This window comes from Pseudorhodoplanes sp. (assembly GCF_059499825.1).
The window spans coordinates 42,149-64,102 of the sequence record NZ_JCABZI010000008.1 but is presented as its reverse complement, the minus strand read 5'-3'; the positions used below and the strand labels follow the sequence as shown (position 1 = coordinate 64,102).

Genomic DNA, 21,954 nt, shown 5'->3' with positions numbered 1-21,954 from the left:
GCTCAATGCCAGCCATGGCGCTAACTGCCTCGGCTACCACCGCTTCGCCACGGCCCGCTACTTCGCGAGTTTCACGGGTCAGTTCATTGGCGCGCTGCGCATCGCGTTTCCGTAAGTAATGTGGCGGGCCTAGGAGAGCGGAAAAGATAACGCATCCTGCCCCATAGGGCACCTCGTGGTGAAAGTTCGTTTCTTTGTCGCCACTCCCGTCAGTAGCCCCGATTGGCGCCAGCGCAATCGATGCGGCTCTAAAAGCCAACAAAGGCCTTTAACCTGGGGTTGGTCGCGCTGCGCCATGCGCAAGATCGGCGAAGGTGAAACCGTGTGGACAAAGGCCCCCGCCCCCCGCAACTGAAACACGCCGGATTGGGGAAATGCTCGCCGCAACCGCTCATGACCCTTCCGAACGACGCGCAGATTTTGCCCCGCACTTGCGAGACCGTTGGCCGAGACGCCCTTGTCCCCGCGGTTCGCGGGCCTTTTTCAATACCGATACCGTACGGAAGACGGGACGCGGATATTGACAGCCGGTGCCACGAGCTATTCGCTAGCTCCGGGATTTGGGGGATGGGCCATGCCGGTCTTTCGGGTTTATATCGTCGGCCGCTACGGTAATTTCCTTCGCGCGCACGACTTTGATGCAGCCACGATTGAGGAAGCGATCCATCGGGCGCCGTCATTTTCAAACGATCACGATCTCGAGCTTTGGGAGGGTCAAACCCTGATCAAGCGTTTTGAGGCGGCCAATAAGAATACTACATAGATCAGGCATGCGCCAGCGCATGTAAATTTCAATCCGTTCACCCGCGCTCTTGTCTTATTCTGCCATGCAGATCAGGGTGTGGCGCTGGCATGAGCAGCGGCCGAGACAATCCTCGCTGGCAAACGTTTGTAGATAATCCACATTCGTGACAACGAGCGCGTGTTATGCGATCGGCTCCTCTCTTAGCCAACAACCTGAGGGAGGCCGAGAGACGCTGAAGCCAATGTATGTTCGTGGCATCGCTTTTCACCGCGCAAATTGCAAGACAGAACCAAAGAGACCTATTTTGAGCGGGCTCAACGACGTCCGTTAGATGCTAAAATCCAGCTCACAAGAATTAAGGAATGATATTGCCGCTTGAGTGATTGTTTGGAGGGGGGTCACACGCTATGTACCGGTCCGGATTGCCTCGGCAGCAAGTCTCAAAGTAACTGCGTCAGCAGTCATCGGCTTCGCAAAGTAGTAACCTTGAAGTCCGTGCACACCGGCGGCTGATACGAACCTTGCTTGTCCCCCAGTCTCAACACCTTCCGCCACTATTTTCTTACCAAGCGCTCGTCCGACGCTGATCACCGCATGGACGATAGCGGCTGACTCGATGTTGGACTCAACGCTCGAAATGAAGCTTCTGTCGATCTTGATTTTGTCGATTGGAAGCTGACGTAGATGTGTCAAACTTGAGAAACCAGTACCAAAATCATCGAGCGAAAATTTGACGCCGGCCTCACGCAAAGCCGCTATCGCGCGGCGTGCTGTCTTTTCATTCTCCACTACAGCCGTCTCGGTTATTTCAAGTTCCAGCCGACGAGCAGGAAAATTCGTAATACCCAAGCTACGGATTACCTCGCTTGCGAATTCTGCCCTTTGAAGCTGCACCGGGGACACATTCACGGCTAAAAGCAAACCCGGCCATTCGATCGCATCCCGGCACGCTTGCATTAGAACTCTCTCACCAAGCCGGACTATCAACCCTGCTTTTTCAGCAATGGGTATAAAGACCCCCGGCGGTATTGAGCCGGTTGGTGTTCTCCACCGCACCAACGTTTCCACACCTATCGTTCTTTCGTGGCGATCGACGATCGGCTGATACAGGTTATATAGTTCCCCTTTTTCAATTGCAGTTGAAAGCTGAACAGCTATCTCTCGCTCCTCCCCCTGGAATTGTTGAAGCCCATCGCTAAGGACAACAGCTTTGTCTTCGATTTCCGGCGCACCAATGTCGGACATAAGCCGGTGGACTGCCTCAAGCGTCAGCTCGAGGTCGGTTGCGAGGGTTGCGGCCGCCTCCTTAGAGACGTCAATGTGGCTTCGCGCGAGCTTTTCGATCTCACCAGCGTGCAAAATAATGCGACGTGCGCCTAAATTAAAGCTCATCGATTTCAGCGCATGAGCAGCGCGTCCTATCGCCAATGCATCGCCACTGCTGATCGAATCGAGAAGCGCCGTCAGAGCTTTGGGAGCGTGCTCTATGTAGAGAGAGCAGACTCGCTCCACGAAACCCGGCCGACCGGAAGTAGCCAACGATCGCAGTTCAACGACTACGTTTCGATCAAGCAAAGGCGTCTCTGCTTCCGTCGACCCCAAGAGCCCCTTCGATCCCTCAGCGTCCTGTTTCCGCTGGAGCCCGCCCGCGGTTACCACGGGGAACTTCTTTAAGACGGCAGAGAGGCCGTCAGCTAAGGTCCTCATCGTGAAAGGTTTTGTTATGATCCCATCCATTCCCGCCTCACGCCATTCGTTGGCAGGAATACCTATAACGTGAGCCGTGAACGCAAGAACTGGAGTTCTTCCAATTCCGGCCCGCTTTTCATGTTCGCGAATTTGTCGGCAGGCCTCGAAACCATCCATTTCCGGCATGCTGCCATCCATCAAAACTGCGTCGTAATGCCCATGTTGTACCGCAGCGAGCGCCTGAAGGCCGTTCTCAACTGCCTCTGCCTCGATCCCGAGCCCGGATAGCGCCTCCAAAGCGACCTCTCGATTTACAGCGCTGTCATCTGCTACGAGAACACGAGCCTTGTTGAAGATCGGCGGCTTGTCCTGCTTGAGAGGAAAGTGCTCCTCGCTCGAAATTGCCGGCCGGCGCCCTGAAGCAACATCCCGCAAAACAGATTTCACCTGAGTGTACTGAACCGGCTTGTCGATTAGTATAGCGTTCTCGCCCAATTCTTTCGCAGGCTGGGACTGACCAAGGTCCGATAACAGGACAACATTGCGACCTGTGCTCACTGTAAATGCTCTACTGGCCTCAGTCACACACAACTCGAATTCACTCAGATCTAGTGTGGGTTCAGCGCCTTCAACTGTCACCTCAAAGCCAGTGTCGACCAAATATCGACTGAGGGCTGTCCGCGATGCCGGCCCCTCAAGCAGCACGCACGCTTTGCGTGGCTGATTAGAAGCGACGAACCGGGGCCAATCACGAGCCAACGCATCTCCGGCTATCGCCACTGTAAAAGAGAAGTTTGAGCCTTGCCCTTCTTCACTTGAGACGGTCAGCTCTCCGCCCATCGCTTGCACCAGTCTCTTAGAAATCGGTAGTCCCAGTCCTGTGCCTCCGTAACGACGGGTCGTCGACTGGTCTGCCTGGGAGAAAGCGCCGAAAACGGCTTCAAGACTTTCCTGGCGAATTCCAATGCCAGAATCAGCAACCGAAACTCGCAACCTTTCGGGATGATGATCAAGGGTAACACTTACAAGGACGTGCCCGGTTTCTGTAAATTTCAATGCATTATTAACGAGGTTTCCGAGGACCTGATTAATCCGCACGGGATCGCCTCTGATGAACTTAGGCACGGTGGGTGAAACATACGCCGCCAGGTCCAGGCCTTTCGCCCTTGCGCGCTCCGCGAAAAGACACATTGTTTCATCAACAAGTTGAGCTGGATCCAATTCCAGCGCCTCAAGCTCGATCTTGCCTGCCTCGATCTTTGAAAGATCAAGTACGTCATTTATGATAGAGAGGAGGCTATGCCCTGAGTTAGCTATTACATTGGCGAAACGTTGCTCTCTTGGAGGAAGCGCGCTACGGGCCAACAACTCCGCCATGACCATGATGCCGTTCATCGGAGTTCTGATCTCATGGCTCATCGTGGCCAGAAAGTCCGACTTCGCAGCATTGGCCCGTTCGGCCTCATCTCTTGCCCTGCGAAAATCTTCAGTTCGGTCAGCTACCTCTCTCTCAAGACTGTGCAGATGAAGGGTGATGCGTTCGTCGCGATCAGCGATCTCACACAACATCGCGTTAAAGCTATCCACTAGCGCGCCTGTTTCGCCATCCGAGACGACGCCCACTCGATGTGAAAACGCCCGCTGCTGGCGTATCTCAGAAATTGCATGCAGAACACCGCGCAGCGGCAGCGTAATTGACCGCTGTAAGCGGCCCGCAACAATGAGACCGACAGCCACCGCGATAGCTCCCGCCAGCATCACCCACTTGAGTGTGTCGAACAGCTGTTGATACAGATCAGACGTATCACCAACTACGCTTAGCGAGCCTACGTACTCTCCGCCGTGGACTACGGGAACAGTCACCTCCATAGTACGACTACTTAGAAGAGCCCATAGTGGCGGAGTCTGTCCGGCGGACCTAATGGCAGAATCACTTTCCAACTGAACAGCAAATCCGAAATCCGCTAATAGCCCCCGTGATGTTTCGATCCGGGCGTGCAGAACGCGGTCGAGGCGACCGATAGCTTTAATCGCGGCCGCCGCACCCTCGCGATCTTCTGTTGCTACCGACGATGCACTAGCGGACGCGAGGACCTTCGCGACTGAAAATAGGTACTCATGCTTCTGTTGAATATAGCTGTAGGTTTCCTGGTACAGAAGGAGCACCAAGGCCGCCAGCAATCCCAAACCTACAGAGACGAACACCAAGCTCTGTAGTTTTCTAGATATAGAGCCCCGCTTCATCTGCCATGCCCGCCACATATCGCTCTTCTAGCGAGGATCGATGAACTAATCGCTAGTCCAGCCAGGCGATGCGGTGCTCGCCTTCAAAACGGTTTCGAATTCATTAACCGATGATTGTTCTTTATCGCAACAGGGTAACACAAGAGCAAATGCGTTGTGTTTTTAATGATGCTAAATGCTAGCACGGAGCTAATCCATGAAGCTGTTCTGGCATTGCGTACCAGAGCTTGCACGCGACAGAGGTGGCAATACAGTTATTGCGTTCGCTTTGTCCCTACCCGTCCTGATCGGCGCTGTTGGCGCTGCCATCGATTATGGCTTAGCGACCCGCCTCAAAGGCGCGCTTCAAAGTGCCGCTGACGCGGGCGCGTTGGCCGGAGCGACCGAATTGACGCTTGGCGGAGCGCGCACCAGTGCGGTCGTCGCGATCGCAAAGCGCGTATCAGAAGGCAACCTCGACCCGGTGACCAGAAGCAGCGCTGCCGTCAGCGTCACGCTCACGGATGGCGGCTTCGGGGTCAGAGTGGTCGTTACACAGCAGGCTCGCTCATTTTTCGGCGGCATCACCGGAGCCGGTCCATCGGATGTTTCTGTTCTGGCTGTTGCAAAGGTGAACAGTACGCCGAAGAAGATATGTGTATTGGGCCTGCACCCTGACTCCAGTTCCACAGTTAGCCTTAAAGGGCACTCAAAACTTACCGCAAACGATTGCGGCGTTTACTCAAACTCACGAGACAAAGCAGGCTTGGTCTCTGAGGGAGGATCTCTCATCAAAGCTCAACTTACGTGCAGCGGCGGAGGAAAGGTGGGCGGAGAAAGCAACTACGCACCTAAGCCAATTCTGGACTGCCCCCCGGTGAAGGACCCCCTAGCCTCCAGACCGCCGCCGTCCGTTGGACCATGCAAGGCAACCTCACTCGTGATAAAGGGTTCTTCTGAGACTCTCACGCCCGGAACCTACTGTGGTGGGTTGACGGTTGGGGCAGGCGGCAGCGTGAAATTGATGCCTGGAGTTTATGCCTTCAAAAACGGACCTCTTCTCGTCCAAGCCAATGGCACACTGACGGGGGAGGACGTCGGACTTTTCTTCACTGGGGCGAGCTCCACTCTCACGTTTACCGGCGCAGCAAAGGTTAGCCTGTCTGCTCCGAAAGACGGCCCTATGGCCGGCCTACTGATCTTTGAGGACCGCAATAATCCTATTGACGGGAATTTTGCGATCAGCAGCAACTTTACGCGAAAACTCCTGGGGACCATCTATATCCCAAGAGGGAACTTCATAGTGCACGCAAATGATCGCGTTGCTGATCAGTCCGCTTACACCGTCATTGTCGCTAAACGTATAAAGCTCCATTCTGGTCCGAATCTAGTGGTTAACTCCAATTACGAACGTTCCGACGTACCGGTCCCACCTGGCTTGGGCCCCGTGGGAAACAAAGTGCATCTAAGGCAATGACTGACGCGACCCCGATTCCCGAAGATCACTCACATCAGCACGAAGAGCCCGCGATGAATCAACCTCTTGGGCCCAACGATCGTGAGTGGCACTTCGTAATCGACGCCGACGCTCGAATCCTCGTAGCGGACGACGACCCAATCTTCCGAGAGTTTGCCGCGGTCCATCTCGCGACGCCAAGCGCCACGGTTGTCGCCTTCGAAGATGGCGAAACTGCATGGGACGCTCTCGAGGCAGAAAACTTCGATATCGCGCTTATCGATATAGAAATGCCGCGGCTGAACGGATATGAACTCGTCAAACGGATACGAATAAACGACTCAACTCGCTTTATGCCGGTCATCATGGTGACCGGGCGCGAAGACATATCTTCGATTGACCTCGCTTTTGAGGTTGGCGCAACTTCTTTTGCAGTGAAGCCTGTCAATTGGCGCCTACTGAGTTACCAAATCAAATACGTCCTCCGCGCGACAGAGGTTGAGAGAGAAATGCGAGCCGCCCGTGACCGAGCACAGCACCACTCTCACGTCAATTATAGTCTCCTAACCGCTCTTCGGCTCGAGGTTGACACATCGCTCAACTCGATCGTCGGCCTTTCTGATCTTATGGCCGCACCTCTGAGTGATCTATCAAAGGAGCAATACGTTGCAAGCTCGAAGCAGATCGGCAATATTGGAAGAGACCTGCTGAGTACATCTTCGGGACTCTTCGCGCATAGCCTGCCGGGTGGTTCAATCGATCCGCGCGCTTGTCTTCTGCCGGGAAGGGATTCAAAAAGCGCATAGCCTGAGGCGACCAAAACGCACCGACGAGGGGGAGTGGATTCTGGTGACGGAGCCTGAGCAACGGCTCCTGATTGGCCTCACCAGGGTATGCAGAGAAGGGGGCCTTAGTTCCTCTCCCTCCTCCGAGGCACTCAGAGAATGTTGGATCCCAGTTCCTCTCCCTCCGCCAGTTGCGCCACGACCAACATTCTCCGCGCCGTTCTCGCCGTGCTCAAAAGCCCAATAATGGCGGGTTTGGCGATCTAACCTCCGCACTGCGCTGACCGTGTCGGAGCTCAAGATCCTCTCTATTCGCCCGTTTCTCTCCAAACCTTCCGACTCCGCGTGTTTAGTACGGTTCTCGTAAGTTATTGATTTTTATGATTTTTTGGAGGTAACAACCTCAAGACTTTGAATGATTATTTCGGGGAAGCGGGAGAATCTGAAAGCGAACTGCGACGTTGGTATTTTAAGGCTTTTTGCATCGACTGATGAGCTTGGCGCACTGAAGCGCCCGCTCTTATTTCGGCGATGCTCGCGAGCACTCCCGCGAGAGGCGGAACCTTGAAACATCTCAAGCTTTGAATTCGGCTGAAACGCAACGGGTGGAGCATGAAGACCGCACTGCCAGCCGCAGAACTGAAACTCGCACTCAACGAAGCAATGCGCCGTCGCAAAGAGTGCGCCGGCGTCGAAGCTACCAAAGTATTTGAATGCGCTGGTGGGCCAGCCAACTGGGATGCGGAGTTCAGTAACAGCGGTACCGTCATAGACCCGTCGTGTAAGAGAGCTGTCTTAGCAACTAAATTGGGAATGCAGAACCGCTTCGACTTGGCGATCTAGGCGATTTAGGCGATTTACGAAAGTACTCTCTGTCTCGAGCTGCTCTTCCGCGGGTCGGCGAACTCTATCGTCGAAAAGCGGTGCTCTCCGTTGCTCAGTCTGTTGCTAAGCTTCGCTTGGCGAGAGTGCTGGCTGCGTTGTCGCTGCCCGTCCCGGCTCGGTGCTCTCCGTTCTTCGCTGGGGCGGGCTTCATATTGCCGTTTAATAAGTTCATCGGAAATCCGGGTTCGTCACCCTGCTCCTTGATCGCATATCGTGCGCGTGGCGACTTTTCGCGCCTAAGTCTCGACCAGCGCCTTCGACGCTCAAATGTGTGAAAGTTAAATGCGCTGAGGCGTCGGGCCACCTAAGCTGCGTCAATGAAATTCTATTTCGATATCCGCAACGGCACGATGGCTATTGACGATGAAGGAATCGAACTCGACGGTTTTGCCGCCGCCGTGCGCGAAGCCAGGAAAACCCTTGCGTCAGTCTCGGCGGAAACCATTATGTCTGGGCATAGTCATGTGTCCATCGACGTCCGCGACGGCGAGCGAGTAGTTTGCAGTGCAAGCATGACGATCGAAGTCCGTCGCTGCTAAGTTACGTTTTACGCCAAGTAAGTCTAGCAAGAATCAAATGCTCGGCGGCGGCCCTATGCTGTGCGATATTCTGGTGCAGAGTCTTTCGAGGTTTTGCATTGAATAAGTCGTGGACCCCGAAGAGGACGAGACGCTTAAACGCGCGATAGATAGAGGCATCAGCCTTCAGCGTCTTACCGTGCGGTTCAAGCGGTCCAGAGCTTCGGTTTTAAACCGGCTGAAGCGTCTTGGTTTGGCAACTGCCCCGGTTGCGCGGCTTGGACCTGCGGAGAGAGACCCGGCATGTCGGCCGCGCAAGCGCTGAAACTGGCGCGGGAACATCCAATCGCAGTCGGTGTTCGCTAGGCTGGCGGCGTTTCTCATCCGTCGCTGCCCGTCCTGCCCGGACTTCACAACTCCTTGCCGGAGTGGCAGGGCGGGCTCTCTCCCCCTCGCTCTGAGACGGAGCGGCTCAAATTTTGTGGCGGAACGTTGTCACCATCTCGACGTCAATTCAACGGCGACGCCCACCGTCGCTGCTCGCTCCGAATGTCATGCGTCGCCCCCCCGGCACCCGTGGCACTGCGGGGCGGGCTTTTATAGGAGCGGATCTCCTTAGGCCGAGCCTTTCGCATGACGCAACATTTTGAGCCAACGCCCGACTGGCCGCCGCCTTGCCCTCAATGCGGAGCTCAGCTCGGACTCCTGCCGCAAGCCGATAGGTCGGGGGCGTCGATCAGAGGATTTTGGTGCAGGCCGTGCGGTCTCAGATTCACTTGGGATAAAGAGCTGCAAAGGCTTGTGAGAAATCAAGCATCTTAGAGTGACGGCACGAAATAACTTGCCTGAAAGATAAGTTGCACCGGCACCGGAACGTTGTACTGACTTGCGCGTCTTGACTGCGGCGACGGAAAGCCGCAACGACGCTTTCCCGGCCCCTTGGCCGGTCAGGTTGAGGGGCCGCCTCTCCTATTCTGTTTATATCAGTGGAGACAGCCGATGCCAGGTCTGGCCCCGCAGCAAACCAGCACTTTCCGCCCGTATATTTCTCCAGACGCAATGGAAGAGATGCGAGCATCAATAAGGGCGTACATCGAGAACCTGCCACCCCGCGCGAACACCTCTCCAACGCCTTCCTGCGCCCTATTTAGTGCCAGCATTGCTCGACCTCAGCCACTTGAGCAGGTCTATCGCTCAAAGGGGAAAGGCCGTGGAAAGCGAACAAAGATTATAGTCGTTTAGCGCCACCCCTCGGGCGCGCTTAGTGCACGTTACGCATGGGTGCAGCCATGTATCGGTTCTTTCGTAGAGACAGGGAACACTTAAAGCACGCGCAGGACTTGGCGGAGATGCAGCTTGCGCAGCTTATGCACCATCGTTCCGACATTTCGACGGGCGACGCCACAGCGTTTCTCGCAAGGGAAATTCTGCGGTTGAATCGTGAAGGCGAAAAGGACGTCCAGCGCCTCGCCAACCGCTCCATAAGCTCATATCGCGAGCATATCCAGAAGCGCGAATCTGCTTTGCGCCTCACCAGAGAACCTGATTGAAAAGCAAGCCGCCCGCACCAAAGCGTTATCGACATGCCGTGTAACGGGCGCTGCAGTGACTTCGGCGCCGTCCGGAGCGAACACCAATTTCCGACCGCCGCGCCTCCTACAATCGGCACCCTCACACTCATGCTCCGACCGTCGCCATTGGAGAAATGCTCGCGCGTTGCGCCGCCCTCCGCTTCCGGTCTGACAGCACACAGGTCGGCGACCGGACGTGTCAGCCCGTCGGGCGCAGACGAATATCAGCCCCGTCCGGGCTGACATCAACACGTTCTAAAAGGGAACCTGCCCGCTTTTCCGGTGTTGCGCGGGTATGCCGAAGTACCTGCTCACTCGAAAGGACAAGGATGGAACCGTTTACGTGCGGGAGTTCTCGGCGCGTTCGGACAAGGGCGCGAAAAGGGCAGCGAAGAAGGAACGAGCAAGCGAATTGAAGCTTGTAAATGCGCGCGGTCGCTAATGCCCTTGTCCGGTGACCGCGCTGAAGGCCGGGCCGGATGTACGCCCGGCCTTTTCTTTTCGGGTTGTTTGTATGCGTCGCGTCGCGGTGTCGTGTCTCAGCTGCAATCACCACACCACCATGTCGGAAGACGACTTGGTCGAGATCGGATTCCGGCCCGACGAGAGCCTGGTAAAGGTGACCAAGAGGCTCATCTGTTCCCGGTGCAAAAGTAAGGCCGTGAGCGCATACCGGTTTGTGGATGATGAGCTTTCGCCTGTTTTCCCGCTAAATTAAAGCCCGGCCTTTCGACCGGGCTTCAGGCTCCAGGGGTCTCCCTTGCCTCCGGAGGAGGTCTTTGAGCCTCGGCTAATAACTTTCAGCCAAGGTCCGCTGTTCCTCGACTTCCTCGAAAATCTCAAGGGTTACGTCGCGCGAAGTTCCCGCGCTGATATCGACCTCAATGACTCTTTGGGGGTTTTCGTATTGGCCGTGCACAAGCCAACCGATAACCGTCGCGCGGTCGGATTTGTCAGGGTCGGCCTCGTAATAAGCCCGTCCGATGTACGGGCCGTAGTCGCACAGCACGAAATAAAGCGGGCTTTCCTGGTCAGGAACAATACTCGGCATACTCAACTCCACTCTCTGATAAGTGGGGCGCAAGGGCCGGGATTCCAACGCGAACAAAATGCGAAAAAAGCAATATTGAAAGGCTTTTTGGCCGCCGCTATATGGCGACGATGTCGTGTATTCCGACCCGCGTGAAGTAACCCCCACCGGTGAGAAATGGGTGCACGAGATTAAGCTCGACGGTTTCCGCGTGCTCGTCCGCAGGGATGGCGGCATCTCCGTATTCACAAAACAGGGCAATGATTACACCGGGCGCTTCCCAAGGATCGTCTCGGCCGTCGGCTCGCTAAAGGTCAGATCCATCACTCTCGACGGGGCGGCGATGTGCTTCACCAACGGACGAGAAGATTTCGAGAAACTGTGGGATGGCTCGCGTGATGCCGTTCTTTGCGCCTTCGATATGCTGGAGCTGAACGGGATCGATTTACGTAAGGAGCCTTACTCAAGAGGAAGGCGAAGCTCCGAAACGTATTGCATGGGAAAATCGAGTTCGTGGACCATATGGCTGGCGATGGACCTAAGATATTCAAGCACGCCTGTACGATGGGACTGGAGGGTATCGTCTCCAAGCGCCTGGATTCACCTTATGAAAAAGGCATCTCCAAGATCTGGGTGAAAACCAAAAACCCCAATCCGTCGATTGCGCGCGTACGGGAAGCTTTCGAAAGACAAAAATTGAGCGAGTTGCTGCCTGCCGAAAATAAACAAGCCTTCATGTCTTTTCACACGGACACCGCGCTTGCGTGGTGCGTTAGTCCAACATCGCCGAACAGCCCCGGGCAACTATCGGCGGCAGAGAGACCAGTTGTGCTCCCACCCAAAACAAGGAGGAGCGCATGCCGTCATCAAGATCATTTTTCTTTCCCGACGCGCCTTCTATCGCACCTGTTGTTTGCACTGTTTGCGGTTCAAATGCGCATTGCATACGCAGGCAGGGGACAAGCTCAGGTGAAATCCAGACCTTTGAATGCAGGTGTGGAAACACTGAGGTCCGCGTGCGTGGCACTGAAATCAGCGACTCCGCGATACAGGACGATGCCGAGAAACGCATAGCAGGTGGGAAGCTGTGATAAAGCGCAGCTGGAGTGAAGACGAAGACCAGGTCATCAGAGAGTTCGGACCGACCGTCAGTGTCCAGCGTCTCGCGGTCAGGCTGAAGCGCCGGAACAGTTCAGTGGTCGCCCGGGCCAAGGTTCTGGACGTCAAGCTGACGAACCCCAAACGGCTGAAACAGAGCGAGTGCTCGGCTTTTAACATAGCCCGCTGAGAATCGGTTAGCGCGATGGCAAAGAAGGCCAAGAAGGCAAAGAAGCGCGCCGCTAAGCGCGCACTCATTCGACACCAAAGTGACGCGCGCTTTTTTCGTCGTGGGAAGAAGGGCCGCTTCCAAGATTCCGATAACCTCGGGACTTCCCTAAAGGCAGGATCGTCGTAAGAAAGCTAAGAAGAAAGTGAAGTCGGGCTACGGCGATAAAGGCGACCGCTAGCCGGTCGGGGCCAAAATTCCGGAGCCGCGGGTGATGCTGCCAATGTGAAAGAAGATGCGCAGCACGATATGCCGCGCATCTCCAAGTTAGCTAGCGATTGCCGCCTCTACCGCCACCATCGCCGCCGCCTTGGCCACCTCCGCCGCCGCGGCCACCACCGCCTTGGCCACCGCCGCCACCACCACGGCCGCCGCCGACCGCCGCGGGATTACCGCCGCCGCCTCCGCGCATCTCACCACTTCCGCGGAAGTCGCCGCCACGAGGCCCGGCACCGACAGTGCCGCGTGACTCCCCACCCATCCGGTTCAACTGCCGTTCTTGACGCCCTTGCCGATCTGTCCGGACCCCTTGACGGTCTTGCCGGAACTCACGTCCCACGTCGCGACGGTCATCTCGGAATTCACGCCGCACATCGCGACGATCCTGTCTCCGCTCCTGACGGAAGTCGCGGCGCACGTCGCGTCGGTCATGACGGAGATGGCGGCGATGGAAACGTGCATGGTAACGCGGATGATACCAGTTATTCCAACCATAGAAGCCGCCCCATCCGTATCCACTGCGCCAGGCAAAACCGCAGCGGTACCATCCCGGGCCTTGCCAGCCATCCAAGTAGAAACAGTACGGTCGTCCGAGATAAACGAAGACCTGAACGTTATCGACGTGTCCAACGTCTTCAATCATACCGTTTAGCCCGCCACCGCCCGGCAACGTGAATGCGTTGGCGGGCGTCGCGAGGCTCGCAGCCGCAGCGAACACCGCGGAAAGAAGTAAGTTTCGCATTGCATCACTCCGTGCATTCTTGTCGTCCCTGACGGCTGGAACGCACGACGATGCGCAACGTTGCGCTGACTCGCGCTGAAGAATACTGCAGATTTGTTCATGCATCTGTGCAAGCTTTGACGTGGAGTCGAGGCCAATGGCTCGAACCGAACCATTCAAAGCGGCACCCTCATAAAGCTGCGACGGGCTACTGGAACGCGTGACATTTAACCGTCGAGGATTCGGACTTTCGTCCACGTTTTTGCCCATCCAATTGCAGTCCTGCCGGTTGTCGTCCACCCAGTATCGCCTCGATAATATCCGGCGCCAGCAGCGTCAGTCGCAGGACCCGACCCACGTAGGACTCGTTGATCTTCTCGGCATTAGCAATCTCGCGAACGGCAACGTACTCACCGCTCTCCAGCATGTCGCGCCAGCGGAACGCCCGGGCGATAGCCTTGACGATGGCGTTGTCGACATGCCGAGTCATGGGGACGGCAGTCACCTCGGCACCGTCGGGCGCGAGGACGAGTTTCCGACCGCCGCGCCTGCGGATCGCAATCGGCACACGAACCGTGAGGGTCCGAGTATCATCCGCAGTAAAGACTTCCCCCGAACCGCTGGTGTTACTTGAGGAGTTGGGGCCAACTACTCAAAACCTGCGCGCGAATTATTGGTTCGATAGTTCTATTTATGCCCCAAACCGCATCAACTCAGCGCTTCTGAGGCAGACGAAGACCGCGCTTGTCACAGCAGGCATCAGCCTTCCAGATCCCGCGCGCGAAGTAGTGTTTCCGAGCGGCGTTCCCATAGATTTCGTCCAAGGCAAGCCAGGATACTCCGGTTCAGTGGAAATAAAGCCAACCTCGCGCCGACACGAAGTCCAGCCAGATCCCGAGGACAAGGCGCACGCTAATCAAGCGGAAGGTAATTTATCTAGTGACGTCGCCGCAGTCACTGGACAGTCCACAACGGGGCCTGAGGCACAAGAAAACCTTTTGAAATCCGAATGAGGCCGCCGCGATGGTTGATTTGAACAGCATGTTATTTTAAGACTTACGAGGCATCGTGCGAACCCTCTTTGTAGGCGACATTGCGTACATCGCCCTTGTCTGCTTCTTACGAATTTCTGGAAAGCGAACGCTTGCAAAGCAGAACGCCTTTGACCTGGTAGTGACGGTCGCGCTTGGATCTACATTATCGGCCACGCTCCTGCAGCAGTCGATTGCGTTGTTTGAAGGAGCCCTTGCAATGGCTGTCCTAATCGCAATGCAGTACGTCGTGACGTTTATCTCAGTCAGGTCGCCAACGTTCGCAGGCATTGTACGATCTGAACCCTCCCTATTAATTAAAGATGGCGTTTGCTGCACGATAACAATGCGACGCGAAAGGATAACTGAATCGGAGGCACTAAGCGCAATTCGCTCAAGCGGCGGCCTAACCGTTGCAGACGCTTCAATGGTTGTTCTTGAAAGCGACGGCACGATAAGTGTTTCTCTAAAGCCTCGATCAAGGCCCAAGTAAGCGCCAGAGAATTCTTTCGAGCTGCGGCGGCTATCGAGCTTTATTTAACTGATAACACGTGCCAGAGCAGTGTCAGCCCGACGCATTTCTTGATGGAACGGAATAGCAAGGCGCGCTTCTATTTAGCAACCAGACGCTTTTGTTGGGAGACGGGTCCATGACTATTGGATTGCTTGTTTCTCTTTGGGCTCTTGGCCTGATTGCGTTATTTGAAACGCCCTTTGTAAATTCCGACTTGGAAGATGCTTGATACGAAACTGGGGATGCGTTTACGCCACAAAAATTAAATCCGTCCCATGGTTTTAATTGCGTCCGTCCTAGACTGCAGCATGAGATCGTACATTTCAGCGTATCGTCTAACGCACTTTTCAGAAGTCAATTGCGCGTCTGTGATACTCCTCCAGCCGTTGGTCGGGGCTGGAAAGTGCGCGTCGAATTGCAGCTATCTCGCTTAGTCTGCTTTTTTGCGTCTTCTAATTCGCCGCCCAGCCTCCCTAGCCGTTCTGCTACGAGTTCGTATTGTCGCTGCAACTTTTCAAGAGCAAGGGCTCGGTTGGAATTCGGGTTCCCTCGCTCGTGCAGAGTTTAAAAGTGCAAATTCAGAGAGTGTTGGATCCCAGTTCCTCTCCCTCCGCCAGGTCGTCCGCGACCAACATTCTCCGCCAGTTTTTGGCGCGCTGGCCAATAACCGCGGGCTTCGGACACAAACCTCCGCACTGCAGGACGTACGACGGAGCCCGAAATTCTCTCTCTTCGCCCGTTTCTCTCCGAACCGTCCGACTTTGCGGATTTAGTACGGTTCTCTTAAGTCACTGATTGTGAATCGTTTTTTGGAGCGGCGGCCTCCGCACTTCGCAGAAACATCGCGGGTTAGCGGGGGCAACTCGGAGCAAATTGCGGGATTGATATCGTTGGGATTATGGCGTCGACATGCCCAAACCGAACATTGATCTTGCCTTCCGGTGAAATCGCTAGATCCTCCGCAACGCGCGACTCAGCGCTTCGATGCGCAAGCCGGCTTCGTCGGCGGTCGCGGCGAGAAGCCTAAGCTTTTCTTCGTCTATGTCCGTGGCTTCACCTCGTCCGCGACGGGCTAGACAGCGGCCACGCTCAGCGACAATGGTAGCATAAGCTGGTGGCTCCTCGGATGCGCGAGCAAGCAGTGCGTCAGCTTGCCTTGTGACCTCTTTCCAGTCCTCGAAAAGTAGCGCTCGCTCGATGGCATAACGCCGGAACCAGAAGTGGTTATGGCCGACGGCCCCCCGTTCGAGCAGTGCTTCGCCCGACGTAGCAAGTTTGAATGTGTCGGTTGCCTTGGTCGCGAGCAGCAGGCCGCGTGCAGCAGAGGCTATGGCCTGATCCTGGCGGAACAGGTTCGCCTGTGCCTTGGCCGCTGCAAGATAGGCAGCTGCCGCTTCGGGATCGCCGGCACGGTCAAGATGTTCGGATCGCAGGACGGGATCAGCGACAAAGATTGCCGAAGCAGCACCATGCACAACTCTCGCTTTCGAGCATTTGTAAGCGAGCCGTATACGCCGTCCGGATCAGCGCGTGGGCGAACTGCAGACCGTCTCGCGTGGGGCGTAAAAGGACATTCCGCACTAAAGTGTCGCAATCGTACTGCGGCGCCCGGAGTAGAGCCCTGAGATGCGCGAGGCTGAAGCGCTGGCCGAGCACTGAAGCCGCTTGGATGGCACGGCGGTCTTGGGCGGAAAGAAGGTCCGTACGGGCCAAAACGACGCTCTGAACGGATGCTGGGAGCCGCCCGTCGGTTAGATCGCGGCCGCCTCTCAGCAATTGCTCGAGGAACAGCGGGTTGCCAACGACGCGCTCGACGCACTGGTCGGCGAATGTGCCCATGTCGATGATGCGACGCGCGATTGATCGCGCGTCGGCGGGTGACAGGGGAGAGAGGTCAACTGTGATCAGCGTTCCGCCGGCGGCGTTGCGCCAGTGCGCATCAAGCGGATCGCCGTCGATGCGAGTGGTCATGACCAGGACCGTCCTGCTCGTCGTTGTGGTGCGTGTGATCGCCGCAAGGAGGCTAAGCGTTTCAGGATCTGCCCAATGTACATCTTCGATCGCATCGTCGCCGAGCTCGGCCGCGATGCCGACCCTTCATGCTGCACGGGTGGTTCCAGCGAACCAAAGCTTCCATCCCGAGGATACAACGATCGCCGCGTCATCAGCGGGATCGTGCATGTCCTGAAAAGTGGCTGCCGCTGGTGCGATTGCCCGCCGGAATATGGCCCGGCGATGCGCGCGCTGCAGCGACACGAAGATGATCGACTCGACGCATGTTAAAGCGCATCGCTCGGCGTCGGGCGAAAAAGGGGGCAGCAGAAACAGGCTATTGGTCGCTCGCGAGGCGGACGCAACACGCAGATCCATGCACTTGCAGATGCTAAGGGACGCTCGCCATCCTCTTGACTGGAGGCGAAGCACACGATTGCCCGGTCGCAGAGCGCCTGATCCGACGTGTAACGCCGGCAAAGCGGATGCTCGGCGACAAGGCTTACGACAGTGCCGAATTGCGTGACGGCTTGGATAGGCGCGGACCAAGCCGGTCATTCCAAATCGCTGCAACAGGAAAAAACCATTCAGATTCAGCAAGCGTCTATACAAACTACGCTGGCGCATCGAAAGTGCGTTCAACAGGTTGAAGGACTTCAGGCGGATCGCAACCCGCTACGACAGGCTGGCGCGAAATTACCTCGCTTCTGTATGCCTCGCCGCCGCACTCGTATGGTGGATGAGTCGCGACCCTAGTTTCTGTACTTGCCCTTCGCTGCTACCGCGGTCCCAAATATGATATATTCAGGATGCAGGTCGAATTCGTCGTCTTGGGTCGCAGCAAGAACTAAACAGGCTGTTTTTACCGCTTGGGATGTAATCGCACCCGGTACGGTGAACTCATAAAGTCCGCGCTTTTGTTCGAGAAATCCCACTAAATTCATTATCGTGAGCTCCTCAGCGAACGAGTCTGCGAGACATATCTTCACGTGCTTTTGCCTACAGCCGGATATTGTCTCAAGTTTTGAGATTAAATCCATGGCGGCCAGGCTAAAATCTGGCTCCTGATAGCTACGAAGTCTGTCGACTTGATGAGCAAAACCTTTGTCGTCGCATAGATTCAGCCACAGCGTCTGCATATTCTTCGCTGCTCGCAGCCAGATCTCAAAGAACGGGTCATTCAACGATAAGTCTGGAACTTTTATCGAGATGAAAAAATCTTTTGTTCTGCTGGCTTTCTCAATCATTGCTGTCCCTTTATTTGCTAACCTGTACGGATTGCGGTTGGGGTCTTGCTTGTCCGGCATGGCAATACTCGGCGCGCTACTACTGCAAAACGACAACGAGCTCGCACTTATCGCCTCGGCGACGACCACGTAGCGCTCGATGTCTCTCGGGTGGCTCCAATCCGCGAGCGTGAAGTCCCTGAACTTCAGCAGCGTTGGGTATCCTCCACCGGAACCACTGACTGCTCCTCCTAAGACAGGAGGTTGTTTGTTTGAGTCTATATTTCTTAGGAGTGTTATCTCCACCTTCTTCAAACTTGGCTTCTTACTGTCTCCGCCCTTCATTCGGCTAACAGGAGCTGCCGTGCGGGCGGTCCGAGGTTCACTTACCGGGTCCTGAATTAGGTGGGCCTCGTGAGTGTCCCGGCGGATGGGGCCTATGACCACGACCGCCGGGTCCTCAGGCGACCGCTCCAGTCCAGAACGTTCGCGACAATTGGGGCCGAAAATCTCTCCGTTCTCCCGCGCCAGGTCGCATTCGCCCGCGAGACGGCGCTTTGCAACCCGATCCGCGCGCTTCTTGGCGTTGCCGCGCTCTTTCGTCAGCCGCCGTCGCTCGAGCACGCCCAGTTCAGCGCAGCCGGAACGGCGCAGCCCGAGGACGCGATATTCCACGTAAGTGGTTTTCCAAATCGCTGCCCTTTCGTCAGCAGTATAGGCGCGCCACGACGCCTGAAGCGCGGCCCGCAGATCGTCTGATGCAATGCAAAACTCGCGGGCATATGCCAGCGCTCGGCGCTCGAGCTCGGAGTCTTGGCACACGTTGCGTAAGTCGTTGACGATCAGTCCGAACTGGCGGCCGCTAATGCGGCGCCGATGGCGGACAATGCGCAGACCCTCAACCAGAAATTGACAGCGCGCCTCGAAGGGAGCCTTCCACTTCAGCGCGGCGCGGCCTTTCGGCTTCCATGCCGGTAGTCCCAGCTGTTGGTAGACATACGATTTCGCTTCTCGCCAATCCCAGCCGCGATGCGAGTGCACTCGGATTGTATCGCCGTCGACCCAAACGCTTAGAGAGCGGTCGCTCCGCGTCTTCGCTCGTGGGTCGCGAGCGACCACATGGACACCGGACCGAACGCGGCCTCCAGACAAGTTTCGCGCTATTAACGCGGCCGAGATCACGCCCCGCGCCCTGCATCATAGCCGCATGAAGTTGTTGCAACAGGGGGCTCGCTGGCCGCGTTGGATTGCATTGCAACCGCAGGGGTCGGACCACGCAAGACGCACTCGGCCAAACCGATCTGGAAACTGCCATCGCCGTGTTGAATGACAATAGCCGTGCCGTAACTGTCCCGATAACTGTCCCGGTGAGCGGACGGGGTGCGGGAAACCCCATGTTTTATGGTCGGAGTGGCAGGATTCGAACCTGCGACCCCCTCGTCCCGAACGAGGTGCGCTACCAGGCTGCGCTACACTCCGACTTGAAGGCCGGTCTTATAACGACGCCATGCCCGCGCCGCAAGGCAATGCGGCCGGCTATTTTTCGTAAATGTTTCCGCCGCCGGGACGCGCAAATCCGGCAAAAAGCGGCTAAGAACCCCCGCATGCATGTCCGCTTGAAAACGCGTCTGATCGAGGCCGTGCCGGGATCGGCGCAGGCCGCGGCGGAGTGCCTGTCGCGCGGCGGACTGGTGGCGTTCCCGACCGAGACGGTCTACGGCCTGGGCGCCGACGCCACCAACGGACAGGCCGTCGCGCGCCTTTACGAGGCCAAGGGCAGACCATCCTTCAATCCGCTGATCGCGCATGTGCCGGACCTTCAATCCGCACGCAAACTCGCGGTTTTCAACGCCGATGCGGAGCGTCTGGCGGCCGCATTCTGGCCGGGACCGCTGACGCTGGTGCTGCCACGCCAGCCCGATTGCCCTGTGTCCGAACTCGCTACCGCGGGCCTCGATACAATCGCGATTCGCGTGCCGGATCATGCGCTTGCGCGCGAGATCCTGCGCGCCTTCGGCAGACCAATCGTGGCGCCGTCCGCCAATGTATCCGGACATGTCTCGCCCACGACGGCCGCGCATGTGCTTGAAGACCTTGACGAAAAGGTCGACCTGATCGTGGACGGCGGACCCGCGCCGGTCGGCATCGAATCCACCATCGTGGCCTGCCTCGATCAGCCCATGATCCTGCGCCCGGGCGGGCTGTCGCGCGAACGCATCGCCGCCGCGCTTGGCCGCGACCTCGCCCAACCCGTTGAAACAACGGACGAAACCCCGCTCGCGCCAGGCATGCTGGAGAGCCATTACGCACCGCGGACGCGGCTCCGCCTGGACGCGACCCGTGTCGACCCCGGCGAGGCGCTGCTCGCCTTCGGCGCGCCGCTGCCCGGCGCCGCGGCGACCCTCAATCTCTCCGAAAGTGGCGATCTGGCGGAAGCCGCCGCCAATTTGTTTGGCCATCTCCGCAGTTTGGACGCCATGTTCGCGCCGACCATCTGCGTTATGCGGATTCCTTCTGCCGGTTTGGGCGAAGCGATCAACGACCGGCTGCGCCGCGCGGCCGCCCCGAAAGATATCCCCCCGTCATCCTCGTAGAAGTGCGCATGCTCACGCCGGATAAAGACCTGATCACGAAGTTCACCGAGATCGTCGGCGAGAAATTCGCCATCACCGATCCGGACGTGCAGGCCGCCTATCTGCACGAGCAGCGCGACCGCTGGCCGGGCCACTCGCCGCTGATCCTGCGGCCCGAGACCACCGAACAGGTCGCGGCGATCCTGAAGCTCGCGAACGACACACGCACGGCGATCGTGCCGCAGGGCGGCAATACCGGATTGGTCGGCGGGCAAGTTGCGCTCAACGGCGAGATCATTCTCTCGCTCAACCGCATGACCAGAATCCGCGAGGTCGATCCGGTTACCAACACGCTGACGGCGGAAGCCGGCGTCACCTTGCAGCGGGCGCGCGAAGCGGCAGCCGACGTCGACCGGCTCTATCCGCAACTTCTTCCCTCGGAGGGCACCTGCACCATCGGCGGCAATCTCTCGACCAATGCCGGCGGCACCGCGGCGATCGCGCATGGCGTCGCGCGCGCGCATGCGCTCGGCCTCGAAGTGGTGCTGGCCGACGGCCGCGTGCTGAACAATCTCAACAAGCTGAAGAAGGACAATACCGGCTACGACCTGAAGAACCTGTTCATCGGCGCCGAAGGCACGCTCGGCATCATCACCGCAGCGGTGTTGCGCCTCGTGCCGCGGCCGCGGTCGGTCGAGCTTGCGGTGTTCGGCGTACCGTCGGTGCAGGCAGGGGTCGATCTCTTAGGCTTGGCCTATGCGCGCGCCGGTTCGCAGGTCACGAGCTTCGAACTGATGACGCGGATGAATGTCGAACTCGCGGTACGTTTCATCGACGGCACGCGCGATCCGCTCGACGCGCCGCACCCCTATTATGTGTTGATGGAATTGTCATCGCAGGCCGAAAGCGGCTTGCGCGACCTGGTCGAGGCGATCTTCGAAGCGGGCGTCGAACGGGCGCTGATCGACGACGGCGCGATCGCGCAGACGCTGGAGCAGGCGAAGGCGATGTGGCGCATCCGCGAGGAAGCCGGCGAGGTGCAGAAGCGCGAGGGCGCGTCGATCAAGCACGACATCTCGATCCCGGTCGCGGCGATCCCCGCCTTCATCGCTGAGGCCAATGCAGCGGCGATCGCGGTGGTGCCGGGCGCGCGGCCGATGCCGTTCGGTCATGTCGGCGACGGCAACATCCATTACAACATCACGCAGCCGGCCGGCATGGACAAGGCCGCCTTCATGGCGCGCGAGGACGACATCCAGGACGCGGTGTTCGGCGTGGTTGCAAAATACGGCGGCTCGATCTCGGCCGAACACGGCATCGGTATCGCCAAGCGCGCGCGGCTGCCGCTGGTGAAGGACCGCGTGGCGATTGAGTTGATGCGCACGCTGAAGGCAACGCTCGACCCGAACGGGATTCTCAATCCGGGGAAGGTTTTGTAGGCCGGCAGAA

Annotated in this window: 18 protein-coding genes, 1 tRNA gene and 1 pseudogene; 11 read left to right on the top strand and 9 right to left on the bottom strand. The window is 57.4% G+C overall.

From position 1 onward, the window contains the following. Nucleotides 1-574: 574 nt before the first annotated feature. Nucleotides 575-763, top strand: a complete 189-nt coding sequence (locus AC5I5I_RS11440; protein WP_495973017.1) for a hypothetical protein — start codon at nt 575-577, stop codon at nt 761-763. Between the two features lie 387 nt (nt 764-1,150). Here AC5I5I_RS11440 and AC5I5I_RS11435 read toward each other — a convergent pair whose 3' ends face one another. Beyond that, entirely contained in the window at nt 1,151-4,696 is a 3,546-nt protein-coding gene (locus AC5I5I_RS11435; RefSeq protein ID WP_495973015.1) for an EAL domain-containing protein, read from the bottom strand. 178 nt (nt 4,697-4,874) lie between these two features. Between AC5I5I_RS11435 and AC5I5I_RS11430 the strand changes: the two genes are divergently transcribed. The 5 genes from AC5I5I_RS11430 to AC5I5I_RS11410 all read left to right on the top strand — a co-directional run bounded on the left by AC5I5I_RS11430 (nt 4,875) and on the right by AC5I5I_RS11410 (nt 9,851). Continuing rightward, nucleotides 4,875-6,134, top strand: a complete 1,260-nt coding sequence (locus tag AC5I5I_RS11430) for a TadE/TadG family type IV pilus assembly protein (protein WP_495973013.1) — start codon at nt 4,875-4,877, stop codon at nt 6,132-6,134. Continuing rightward, the gene (locus AC5I5I_RS11425; RefSeq protein WP_495973011.1) at nt 6,131-6,919 is read left to right on the top strand and encodes a response regulator; all 789 of its coding nucleotides are present in this window, start codon (nt 6,131-6,133) and stop codon (nt 6,917-6,919) included. The genes AC5I5I_RS11430 and AC5I5I_RS11425 overlap by 4 nt, the downstream gene beginning before the upstream one ends. A 591-nt stretch (nt 6,920-7,510) precedes the next feature. Continuing rightward, entirely contained in the window at nt 7,511-7,741 is a 231-nt protein-coding gene (locus AC5I5I_RS11420) for a hypothetical protein (protein ID WP_495973009.1), read from the top strand. 359 nt (nt 7,742-8,100) lie between these two features. Further along, entirely contained in the window at nt 8,101-8,322 is a 222-nt protein-coding gene (locus AC5I5I_RS11415; RefSeq protein ID WP_495973007.1) for a DUF6894 family protein, read from the top strand. A gap of 1,328 nt (nt 8,323-9,650) precedes the next feature. Then, entirely contained in the window at nt 9,651-9,851 is a 201-nt protein-coding gene (locus AC5I5I_RS11410) for a hypothetical protein (RefSeq protein WP_495973005.1), read from the top strand. Between the two features lie 811 nt (nt 9,852-10,662). On the opposite strand, the gene AC5I5I_RS11405 is transcribed toward AC5I5I_RS11410, so the two are convergent. Then, a complete protein-coding gene (locus AC5I5I_RS11405) occupies nt 10,663-10,923 on the bottom strand; it encodes a hypothetical protein (protein WP_495973003.1) in 261 nt (86 codons plus the stop codon). A 115-nt stretch (nt 10,924-11,038) separates the two neighbouring features. On the opposite strand from AC5I5I_RS11405, the gene AC5I5I_RS11400 reads away from it, so the two are divergent. After that, entirely contained in the window at nt 11,039-11,539 is a 501-nt protein-coding gene (locus AC5I5I_RS11400) for an ATP-dependent DNA ligase (protein WP_495973001.1), read from the top strand. Nucleotides 11,540-12,496: 957 nt separating this feature from the next. On the opposite strand, the gene AC5I5I_RS11395 is transcribed toward AC5I5I_RS11400, so the two are convergent. The 3 genes from AC5I5I_RS11395 to AC5I5I_RS11385 all read right to left on the bottom strand — a co-directional run bounded on the left by AC5I5I_RS11395 (nt 12,497) and on the right by AC5I5I_RS11385 (nt 13,737). Then, a complete protein-coding gene (locus AC5I5I_RS11395; protein WP_495972999.1) occupies nt 12,497-12,646 on the bottom strand; it encodes a hypothetical protein in 150 nt (49 codons plus the stop codon). A gap of 69 nt (nt 12,647-12,715) precedes the next feature. Further along, complete coding sequence (locus AC5I5I_RS11390; RefSeq protein WP_495972997.1) at nt 12,716-13,015, bottom strand: hypothetical protein; 300 nt, start codon at nt 13,013-13,015, stop codon at nt 12,716-12,718. Between the two features lie 362 nt (nt 13,016-13,377). Continuing rightward, entirely contained in the window at nt 13,378-13,737 is a 360-nt protein-coding gene (locus AC5I5I_RS11385) for a hypothetical protein (RefSeq protein ID WP_495972995.1), read from the bottom strand. A gap of 500 nt (nt 13,738-14,237) precedes the next feature. On the opposite strand from AC5I5I_RS11385, the gene AC5I5I_RS11380 reads away from it, so the two are divergent. Continuing rightward, nucleotides 14,238-14,693, top strand: a complete 456-nt coding sequence (locus tag AC5I5I_RS11380; RefSeq protein WP_495972993.1) for a DUF421 domain-containing protein — start codon at nt 14,238-14,240, stop codon at nt 14,691-14,693. Nucleotides 14,694-15,664: 971 nt separating this feature from the next. On the opposite strand, the gene AC5I5I_RS11375 is transcribed toward AC5I5I_RS11380, so the two are convergent. Next, a complete protein-coding gene (locus AC5I5I_RS11375) occupies nt 15,665-16,189 on the bottom strand; it encodes a hypothetical protein (RefSeq protein WP_495972991.1) in 525 nt (174 codons plus the stop codon). Continuing rightward, nucleotides 16,155-16,685, bottom strand: a complete 531-nt coding sequence (locus tag AC5I5I_RS11370; protein ID WP_495972989.1) for a hypothetical protein — start codon at nt 16,683-16,685, stop codon at nt 16,155-16,157. The genes AC5I5I_RS11375 and AC5I5I_RS11370 overlap by 35 nt, the downstream gene beginning before the upstream one ends. A gap of 93 nt (nt 16,686-16,778) precedes the next feature. On the opposite strand from AC5I5I_RS11370, the pseudogene AC5I5I_RS11365 reads away from it, so the two are divergent. Further along, nucleotides 16,779-17,505, top strand: a pseudogene (locus tag AC5I5I_RS11365) (IS5 family transposase). Here AC5I5I_RS11365 and AC5I5I_RS11360 read toward each other — a convergent pair. Both AC5I5I_RS11360 and AC5I5I_RS11355 read right to left on the bottom strand, forming a co-directional pair. Next, nucleotides 17,459-18,973, bottom strand: coding sequence for a hypothetical protein (locus AC5I5I_RS11360; RefSeq protein WP_495972987.1), 1,515 nt, complete (start codon nt 18,971-18,973; stop codon nt 17,459-17,461). The pseudogene AC5I5I_RS11365 and the gene AC5I5I_RS11360 sit on opposite strands and share 47 nt — an antisense overlap. 361 nt (nt 18,974-19,334) lie before the next feature. Further along, a tRNA-Pro gene (locus AC5I5I_RS11355) sits at nt 19,335-19,411 on the bottom strand. 125 nt (nt 19,412-19,536) lie between these two features. Here AC5I5I_RS11355 and AC5I5I_RS11350 point away from each other — a divergent pair. Both AC5I5I_RS11350 and AC5I5I_RS11345 read left to right on the top strand, forming a co-directional pair. After that, the gene (locus AC5I5I_RS11350) at nt 19,537-20,526 is read left to right on the top strand and encodes an L-threonylcarbamoyladenylate synthase (protein ID WP_495972985.1); all 990 of its coding nucleotides are present in this window, start codon (nt 19,537-19,539) and stop codon (nt 20,524-20,526) included. Between the two features lie 8 nt (nt 20,527-20,534). Continuing rightward, nucleotides 20,535-21,944, top strand: a complete 1,410-nt coding sequence (locus tag AC5I5I_RS11345) for an FAD-binding oxidoreductase (RefSeq protein ID WP_495972983.1) — start codon at nt 20,535-20,537, stop codon at nt 21,942-21,944. Nucleotides 21,945-21,954 lie beyond the last annotated feature (10 nt).

What these genes read in the sequence shown, in the direction of transcription:
- AC5I5I_RS11350 (WP_495972985.1), top strand. Translation starts at nt 19,537, where the DNA reads ATGCATGTCCGCTTGAAAACGCGTCTGATCGAGGCCGTGCCGGGATCG.
- AC5I5I_RS11345 (WP_495972983.1), top strand. Translation starts at nt 20,535, where the DNA reads ATGCTCACGCCGGATAAAGACCTGATCACGAAGTTCACCGAGATCGTC.
- AC5I5I_RS11440 (WP_495973017.1), top strand. Translation starts at nt 575, where the DNA reads ATGCCGGTCTTTCGGGTTTATATCGTCGGCCGCTACGGTAATTTCCTT.
- AC5I5I_RS11435 (WP_495973015.1), bottom strand. Translation starts at nt 4,696, where the DNA reads ATGTGGCGGGCATGGCAGATGAAGCGGGGCTCTATATCTAGAAAACTA.
- AC5I5I_RS11415 (WP_495973007.1), top strand. Translation starts at nt 8,101, where the DNA reads ATGAAATTCTATTTCGATATCCGCAACGGCACGATGGCTATTGACGAT.
- AC5I5I_RS11420 (WP_495973009.1), top strand. Translation starts at nt 7,511, where the DNA reads ATGAAGACCGCACTGCCAGCCGCAGAACTGAAACTCGCACTCAACGAA.
- AC5I5I_RS11370 (WP_495972989.1), bottom strand. Translation starts at nt 16,685, where the DNA reads ATGACCACTCGCATCGACGGCGATCCGCTTGATGCGCACTGGCGCAAC.
- AC5I5I_RS11430 (WP_495973013.1), top strand. Translation starts at nt 4,875, where the DNA reads ATGAAGCTGTTCTGGCATTGCGTACCAGAGCTTGCACGCGACAGAGGT.
- AC5I5I_RS11410 (WP_495973005.1), top strand. Translation starts at nt 9,651, where the DNA reads ATGCAGCTTGCGCAGCTTATGCACCATCGTTCCGACATTTCGACGGGC.
- AC5I5I_RS11390 (WP_495972997.1), bottom strand. Translation starts at nt 13,015, where the DNA reads ATGGCTGGCAAGGCCCGGGATGGTACCGCTGCGGTTTTGCCTGGCGCA.
- AC5I5I_RS11425 (WP_495973011.1), top strand. Translation starts at nt 6,131, where the DNA reads ATGACTGACGCGACCCCGATTCCCGAAGATCACTCACATCAGCACGAA.
- AC5I5I_RS11405 (WP_495973003.1), bottom strand. Translation starts at nt 10,923, where the DNA reads ATGCCGAGTATTGTTCCTGACCAGGAAAGCCCGCTTTATTTCGTGCTG.